Consider the following 8,048-nt stretch of genomic DNA (forward strand, 5'->3'; position numbering starts at 1 on the left):
ACCCATACTCCTTGGCCAAACCAAAGGCTATGTTAAGCTTGTTTACCAATACTCCTTGGCCAAACCAAAGACTATGTTAAGCTTGTCTACCAATACCCTACAGCATCAAAGACTCCACTAAATAACTATGTCGCACCCTAACGCTATCCCCCCTAAAGCCAATGACGCTAAGCCTATTCAGCAAAGTAAAACTTATCACTTTCCTGTACAAATCTATTATGAAGATACCGATTTTTCAGGCGTGGTCTACCACCCTAATTTTTTAAAGTACTTCGAACGCGCCCGAGAACACGTTATTGGAGCAAATAGCTTGGCCAGCTTATGGGATGAACATGACTTAGGTTTTGCAGTCTATCGCAGCGATATGCTCTGCCATGATGGTGTTGAGTTTGCTGATATTATTGATATTCGAACCAAGTTCTACTTCGAGAGTAAATATCGCACCGTATGGTTACAAGAGATCTGGCGTCCAAACGGTAAGAAACCTGCGGTAACCGCGCAAATTGAGATGGTGTGCATGAACAAGAAACGTCAACTCAGCCCCATGCCACTATTACTCATTGAACGCCTGAGTGAGGCCTTTGCTGAAGCTGTTATCTTGTAGAGGATGGCTAACTTGTAGGATATAAAGGTGGGGTAATGTTCCACAAACTCACCTTTATCGACAACTTGTTGAGCTTGGTATGACTAGCCTATACCACTTAATTTAGGCCAACGTGACTCTAGCTCTTTTGGCTTTAACGGTTGAGAAAAAATATCTCCTTGGATTTTATCCACTCCCATACCCAGTAATAACTGTAAAATATCTTCGGTTTCGACCCCTTCTACAGTGACCTTAAAGCCTAACCCTTTGGCCAAACGGATGCTGGTATCCATAATATGCCGGGCTCTTGCATCAATTTCTAAATCATCCAAAAAGGCTTTATCAATCTTCACTTCATCGACAGGTAAGTACTTAAGGTAAGCTAAAGAAGAATGACCAGTCCCAAAGTCATCAATCGCAACATCGACGCCAAGCTGACGCAGATGGTTAATCGTTGCGACAGCACCATCGAGATCTTGCATCAATTTACTTTCAGTGATTTCAATCGAGATGGCGCTCGCCTCGAGTTGATGCTGCTTTAGCCTCGCTTCTATACCTGTTATCAAAGATGCGCTACGTAAGTCTTGCGTCGACAGGTTGACCGCCACCTGAAGTTTAATGTCATTTTGGTGCCATAATGCCTGCTGGGCAAACACCTCATCGAGTACCCATTGGCTGACGATATCGATCATACCGGAATACTCTGCAAGTGGAATAAACTCGGCCGGTGAAATGCTACCTAGTTGTGGATGCTGCCAACGCATTAATGCTTCAACTTGCTGGCAGTCTCCTTTAGGAAAACTCTGCTTTGGCTGATAAACCATATAAAGCTCGCCATCACGCAACGCCTTTGCCAAACTATTAATAATGGAGACTTCTCTAAGCTGCACCGCATCATCACCCAATAGATATTCAGATAAGGCAACATCATGAGTCTTAGCTTTTTTAAGCGCTAAATCTAACCGTCGCAGCATAGTACTGATATCACTATGAAAGGGTTCCAAAGCTAAATGGCCCACTTGTACTCTAGTGGTAATGATACTGCCAAAAATATCGTAAGGGAGCTGTAACTTATCAATAAGTTGCTGTAGCTGTAGTGGCGACATTGCGCTGGTGAAGTAAATAAGGAATTCATCTTCATTCATTCTTGCTATCAAAGACCCATCGGGAGATAAATCTTTTACTCTTGCCGCCATCTGCTTTAGTAGCTCATCGCCAAAATTAAAGCCAAACAGATCATTAACGTAACGAAAGCGATAGATATCCAAAAGAACCAGGCTGCCTTTATCTAATGGCATTAACTCAGCCATTTTACGCTTCATGCTTAAACGGTTATCAAGGTCTGTCAATTTATCCCGCACGGCTTGCAGACTCTGAATATGTAACTTTTCCACAGAGTCAGATAGCCCACTCAGCTGCGCCGATAAAGAGTTGTTAGCGGGAAAAGTAAAGCCGTGTAGCTCAAAAGATTTACGCAGCTGATTAACAAAATGACGAAGTTTTTGCTGCCGCCAAAGTGCGCATACTAATAAAATGAGTAGCAACAAACACACAATGGAGATCATCCAAAAACTGTCCATCAATGAGTACTTTAACCGTTAATTGAGTTTGAGTTATTAAGTTATAAACTATAGTGACCCGTAACTCCAGCGCCAGCCACCACTATAGTTTAACTTGCAATATCAATTTTGGTTTAAACAGAGGTATTATTCGTAACTTGCTTTAATTGATTGGTATGCTTCAATAAATTGTTCACCAGTTAACTCTTCAGTCGACACAGGTAAACCACGCTCGATAAAAAATCCCATTCTTTGTTCTAAGTCCACGCCAGCCTTAAGCTCTCCTGTATAGAAGGCCGCCGCGCGAATAAAGTCTAAGTAACTCAGCTTTTCTGAGTTATAGGTCAAATCTGCCCAGCGCTCGACCACTTGCATTACATCGGGTGAGAACTCCCAACTTTTTAGTACCGCGCGCCCAAGTGGGCCTTGCAGCTTTTTCACTAATGCTCGTAACATTTCTATGCTATTAAATAGCTCAGGTTGTGCTTCAGCTTCAGTTAGTACCGGTAACGCGCCGATATTATGCACTAGGCCTGCTAACGTCATCGTGTCGATGTTTAACTTGCTACCCGGATGATTAGCATTGTAGCTCTGCAACATCGCGCATGCTGCGGCAGTCACATCAATGGATGAACTCCATACCTCATCCATCACTTCCCAAACCATTTGGTTGGTTGAAATAAAAAGTTGCTCCATCGCGACCGATGTCACGATGGATTTAATTTGCATCAACCCAATACGATTGATTGCTGCATTGACGTTATCAGCAGGAACCCCACGGCTATACATAGCACTATTTGCGATGCGAATAACTCTGGCAGAAATTGCCGCATCTTGACCGATAATACTCGCGACATCTTTTAGACTAACGTCTTCTTGGCCCACCACTTCTTGTACTCGCATCGCCACTTCAGGCAAGGTCGGTAACACCAAAGAGTCTGACTTTAATTTTTTTAATAAACCAACTAATACTTGATGTTCTGTAGACATCTCAACTCCCTTATAAACCGTATTAATTTGCAGCGGTTCGAGTATATCAGTAGAACGCTTTTAGTTACGTGCAAAATCACTTTAATGGGTCAATACTTAATCAGATGGTACATTTTCAGTAAAACCGCTCGAAAAATGTCGCATAGATCACAAGGTTTTATAATAAATGACTCAGATCCACTCAAATCCAATTATTATGTGCGGCTGACTTTCTTGCATTAGCCCTGCTGCATTAAGTAAAATGCGCGGCCGATTGTCGAACCCTTATCCGTTAACAGAGAAGCTATTATGTTTAAACCTGAGCTATTGTCCCCTGCTGGTACATTAAAAAATATGCGTTACGCCTTTGCCTATGGCGCCGATGCTGTTTATGCCGGCCAGCCAAGATATAGTCTTCGCGTGCGTAATAACGACTTTAAGATGGAAAACTTAGCTGCGGGTATTAAAGAAGCCCATAGCTTAAACAAAAAGCTATATGTGGTGAGCAACATCGCGCCGCATAACGCCAAGCTTAAGACGTATATCAAAGATATGGAGCCTGTGGTTGCGATGCAGCCTGATGCGTTAATCATGTCAGATCCTGGTCTTATCATGATGGTACGCGAAGCGTTTCCTGATCAAGTGGTGCATTTATCAGTGCAAGCTAATGCCATTAACTGGGCATCGGTTAAGTTTTGGGAATCACAAGGCATTAAGCGTGTGATCCTTTCGCGTGAGCTATCACTTGATGAAATCGAAGAGATTCGTCAACGTTGCCCTGATATCGAACTAGAAGTGTTCGTTCACGGCGCATTATGCATGGCCTATTCTGGCCGTTGCCTGCTTTCTGGTTACATCAACAAGCGTGATCCTAACCAAGGTACATGCACCAATGCTTGTCGCTGGAAGTACGATGTTCATGAGGCGAAGCAAAATGAAAGCGGTGACATTATTGCCGTTAACCCAGACGTACAGATTGAAACGCCAACATTAGGCGCAGGTCAGCCATCTGACCAAATCGTCTTGCTACAAGAAGCAGGTCGCCCTGGTGAATACATGCCAGCGTTTGAAGATGAGCATGGTACCTACATCATGAACTCTAAAGACTTACGCGCGATTCAGCATGTTGATCGTCTAACAAAAATGGGCGTAGATTCACTGAAAATCGAAGGCCGTACTAAATCTTTCTACTATGTTGCACGTACCGCCCAGCTTTATCGTCAAGCGATTGAAGATGCTGCGGCAGGTAAAGATTTTGACCGTACTTTGATGCACAACCTAGAAGGTCTAGCGCACAGAGGTTATACCGAAGGTTTCTTACGTCGTCACGTACATGATGAATATCAAAACTACGATTATGGCTATTCAATCAGTGATACTCAGCAGTTTGTTGGTGAGTTTACTGGCGTTCGTAATGAAGCGGGCCTTGCTGAAATTGATGTAAAGAACAAGTTCCTAGTGGGCGACAGCGTTGAAGTGATGACGCCACAGGGTAACTTAACCATCAAAGTTGATAGCCTAATTAACCGTAAAGGTGAAAGTGTTGAGGCCGGTCTAGGTTCAGGTCACTTTGTATTCCTAGACGTACCAGCTGGTGTTGAGCTTGAAAAAGCCGTGTTACTGCGTAACTTGCCACAAGGTCAAGATACTCGTAACCCACATCAAGCGAGCCACACTCCAGCTTAATATCGGGTGTTTCAGGCCCTGTTTAGGGCCTGTCTTTTAATTAGCAGTTAAATGCTTTCGCTTAACAGCTAAATACTTTTATTGAGCTGCTAAATAGGGCCAATCTACATTTCTCTTTAACCCTCGACTCCTTTCCTAGTGCCCTACTTCCCCTGCTGCTTGTTCTTAGTATCGCGCTTTAATAGCCAGCTTAATAATGCCATTCCCATTAATGCCGAGAATAACGAGGCAGACAAGATCCCAAGCTTTGCATCATTGATGAGAACTGGATTAAACGCTAGGTTTGCAATAAATAGCGACATGGTAAAACCAATTCCGGCCAATATGCCACCAGCAAAAAGATATGACCAATGAAGTTCCGGCGGCTTTATCGCTAGACCAGTGCATACTGTTAAGCCGCAGAATAAGATAATGCCGATAGGTTTACCCACTGCGAGACCAACAAAAACAGCAGTAAACAACGAAGCTGATATTTCTGAAAGAGAAATTGGGATACCTGCATTAGCGAATGCAAACAAAGGCATAACGACAAAACCAATCCAGGGGTGAAGTAACATCTCTAAACGTTCAACGGGAGAAAGTACTTCTCTGGTCGCCGCTTCAGCCGTTTTGAGCACTTTACGTTTTACACTAAAAACCCCCTGTTTTCCTATCGAGTGAGATGGCACAACACATTCTATTATCGTCAATAAACGTGCTTCGCTTACCCAACGGTTAGTCGGAGTCATCAACCCCAATATCACTCCAGTCACAGTAGGGTGCATTCCTGAAGCATCGACTACAAGCCAGATAGCCCCGCCGACAAGAAAATACAACATGATATTGCGGACCCCGAGCACTGCCATAATTTTAACCAGCACGAATCCAATCACGGCAAGCCCAATATAATGCAACTGAATGTCTTCACCGTAACCTACGGCCACCACAATGATGGCGCCAATATCGTCAATGATTGCCAGTGAGAGCATAAAGACCCGTAAACTTTTCGGAATACGAGGGCCAAGTAACGTGAGACAAGCAATAACAAATGCGGTATCGGTTGCCATCACAGTCCCCCAGCCATACTGGCCAGGCTGATCTAATTGAAGACTTAAATAGAGCAAGGCTGGAACCAACATACCACCAACAGCTCCGCTGATAGATAGCATCGCTAAACGCGGTGTTTTTAGCTCCCCTAATATGATTTCTCGCTTCAGCTCCAGTGCAATTAAGAAAAAGAACAAGGTCATCAATGCATCATTGATCCACTCGCGCAGCGAACGTGTAAATTCGATTGTTCCCACAGTGATACCAACAGGAACGTCCCACAATGACAGAAAAGTTTCAGCCCATATAGAATTAGACAGCACTAAAGCCGCTAGGGTAAAAAACAACAACACCGTGCCAGCAGCGGCTTCAATATGCAAAAATCGGGTTATCGGCTGGGTTATCCAGTCAACATACTCTTTAGGAAGTTGGGTGGGGTGACCGCGCTCATCGGGTTGGAACTGCTTTTTGTTCATTGTTGCTTAGGTGCGGATGTTATCGCCTCTGGTGGATATACTCCCTTTAGATACTTGAATAAATCGCTCTCGGTGGATATGACTAAAGTCGTATTTTCAGCCATGATTGACTGATAAGACTGCATTGTGCGCGTAAACTCATATAAACCCACCGCTTGAGGACTTTGGTTATACGCCAGCGCATATATCTCTGCCGCTTTGGCATCAGCAGAGCCTCGAATTTCCTCCACATCACGATAAGCTTCAGATTGGATCTTATTTAGGTCACGGACACGATTACCTCTAATCCTCGCCGCTTCTCCATATCCTTCAGAAAGAAAGCGCTCTGCAATTTGACGTCTTTCACTGATCATACGATCATAAATTTTAGGTCTTACGCTGGCGTTATAGTTAATACGCTTAAAGCGAATATCCAATAGCTCAATACCAAACACTCGGACTTTATCTGTCGCAGCGGAAAATATTTCCTCTTCAATCACCTGACGTCCTTTGGTGATCGGCACTAAATTCCCTAGTGTTAAGTCGCTCACAGCCTCTATCGTTTGACCATCCCTTAAAGGCTGCCTATTTTTTGTGGTACGAATAATTTCAATCAATTCATGCTTCGCTACCGCATTGCGTGTTTCACTCCCCAAAATGTCATCAAGTCGCGACTGAGCACTGCGCTCATCACGTAAACGCAAAAAATACTGTAATGGATCGGTTATTCGCCAGCGCGCAAATAAATCGACTGAGATATAAAGTTTATCTTTAGTTGGCATATCGGACGGATCACCATCCCACTCTAGTACGCGTTTATCGATAGCGTTAACCTCCTGTATGAAGGGGATTTTTATATTGAGCCCCGCGTCAGTTATCGGTTCTCCTACCGGTTTTCCAAATTGGGTAATAATCACCTGCTCTACTTCACTTACCGTATAAAGCGACCCAACCAAAGCAAGCAAGCTAAAAACGATGACAATAAAGGTAACCGCTGAACTAATCTTTTTCATGAGCCTGCCCCTGTTTGTCTTGCTTAGGTTTAAGATCTAGAAAAGGCAAAACATTGCGAGTTTGTTCATCAATGATGATTTTTGACTCAATAGCGGGCAACACCGTCTGCATGGTCTCGATGTAAATCCGCTGACGTGTCACTTCAGGGGCTTTACTGTACTGTCCCAATAACGCATTAAATCGAGCAACATCACCTTGTGCTTCATTAATTCTTTTCAGGCGGTAGCCGTCAGCCTCACGGATCCGCTGATCCTTTTCACCTTCAGCTAAAGGAATGACTTTGTTGTAATCTCGACGAGCCTCATTAATCAGCTTTTCTTTTTCTTGCTGGGCTTGGTTTACCTCATTAAACGATTCCTGTACCGGTTTAGGAGGATTAATATTTTTAAGCTGCACCTGATCAATATTGATCCCCATGGCATATTTGGTCGTCAGCGCCTGCATTTTATCGAGCGCTTCAGATTCAATTTCTTGTCGGCCAATAGTAATTACCTCATCCACAGTACGATCACCGACAACTTCTCTCATAACGGACTCAGAGACATCACGTAGCGTGGCGCTAGGGGAGCGTACTTCGAATAAAAACTTGATAGGTTCGGCTATACGATACTGAACGACCCATTCAACCAATGCCGCATTTAAGTCACCGGTAACCATCTGCGTTTCTAGCTCACCGTCGGCATATATGGACCCATCCGGTTTGCAAGATATTTAATATCAACTTTGAGAAGAGTTCATTGCACCCATATATTCGGC

General features: G+C 43.8%; 6 protein-coding genes and 1 pseudogene. 2 read left to right on the plus strand and 5 right to left on the minus strand.

Annotated elements, in window-relative coordinates:
- Positions 1–127: 127 nt before the first annotated feature.
- On the plus strand, positions 128–604 hold the full coding sequence (locus ACVBIK_RS20390) for a thioesterase family protein (RefSeq protein ID WP_447160072.1): 477 nt from the start codon (positions 128–130) through the stop codon (positions 602–604).
- Between the two features lie 83 nt (positions 605–687).
- Here ACVBIK_RS20390 and ACVBIK_RS20395 read toward each other — a convergent pair whose 3' ends face one another.
- Together ACVBIK_RS20395 and ACVBIK_RS20400 are read right to left on the minus strand one after the other, a co-directional pair.
- Positions 688–2,163: a putative bifunctional diguanylate cyclase/phosphodiesterase gene (locus ACVBIK_RS20395; protein ID WP_447170395.1), complete on the minus strand. Its 1,476-nt coding sequence runs from the start codon at positions 2,161–2,163 to the stop codon at positions 688–690.
- Positions 2,164–2,289: 126 nt separating this feature from the next.
- Positions 2,290–3,132: an HDOD domain-containing protein gene (locus ACVBIK_RS20400; protein ID WP_447160074.1), complete on the minus strand. Its 843-nt coding sequence runs from the start codon at positions 3,130–3,132 to the stop codon at positions 2,290–2,292.
- 288 nt (positions 3,133–3,420) lie between these two features.
- Between ACVBIK_RS20400 and trhP the strand changes: the two genes are divergently transcribed.
- Entirely contained in the window at positions 3,421–4,797 is a 1,377-nt protein-coding gene (gene trhP, locus ACVBIK_RS20405; protein WP_447170396.1) for a prephenate-dependent tRNA uridine(34) hydroxylase TrhP, read from the plus strand.
- A gap of 143 nt (positions 4,798–4,940) precedes the next feature.
- Here trhP and nhaA read toward each other — a convergent pair whose 3' ends face one another.
- From nhaA to hflK, 3 genes and pseudogenes are all read right to left on the minus strand, one after another.
- Entirely contained in the window at positions 4,941–6,299 is a 1,359-nt protein-coding gene (gene nhaA, locus ACVBIK_RS20410; RefSeq protein ID WP_447170397.1) for a Na+/H+ antiporter NhaA, read from the minus strand.
- A complete protein-coding gene (gene hflC / locus ACVBIK_RS20415) occupies positions 6,296–7,291 on the minus strand; it encodes a protease modulator HflC (protein ID WP_447170398.1) in 996 nt (331 codons plus the stop codon). The genes nhaA and hflC overlap by 4 nt, the downstream gene beginning before the upstream one ends.
- Positions 7,278–7,958 (minus strand): annotated as a pseudogene (hflK, locus tag ACVBIK_RS20420) (FtsH protease activity modulator HflK); the annotation flags it as partial. The gene hflC and the pseudogene hflK, both read right to left, overlap by 14 nt.
- Between the last annotated feature and the right edge of the window lie 90 nt (positions 7,959–8,048).

The sequence above is a fragment of the Shewanella sp. 125m-1 genome (genome assembly GCF_052977065.1).

Coding starts and splice junctions, on each gene's coding strand:
- ACVBIK_RS20390 (WP_447160072.1), top strand. CDS start 128: ATGTCGCACCCTAACGCTATCCCCCCTAAAGCCAATGACGCTAAGCCT.
- ACVBIK_RS20395 (WP_447170395.1), bottom strand. CDS start 2,163: ATGGACAGTTTTTGGATGATCTCCATTGTGTGTTTGTTGCTACTCATT.
- ACVBIK_RS20400 (WP_447160074.1), bottom strand. CDS start 3,132: ATGTCTACAGAACATCAAGTATTAGTTGGTTTATTAAAAAAATTAAAG.
- trhP (WP_447170396.1), top strand. CDS start 3,421: ATGTTTAAACCTGAGCTATTGTCCCCTGCTGGTACATTAAAAAATATG.
- nhaA (WP_447170397.1), bottom strand. CDS start 6,299: ATGAACAAAAAGCAGTTCCAACCCGATGAGCGCGGTCACCCCACCCAA.
- hflC (WP_447170398.1), bottom strand. CDS start 7,291: ATGAAAAAGATTAGTTCAGCGGTTACCTTTATTGTCATCGTTTTTAGC.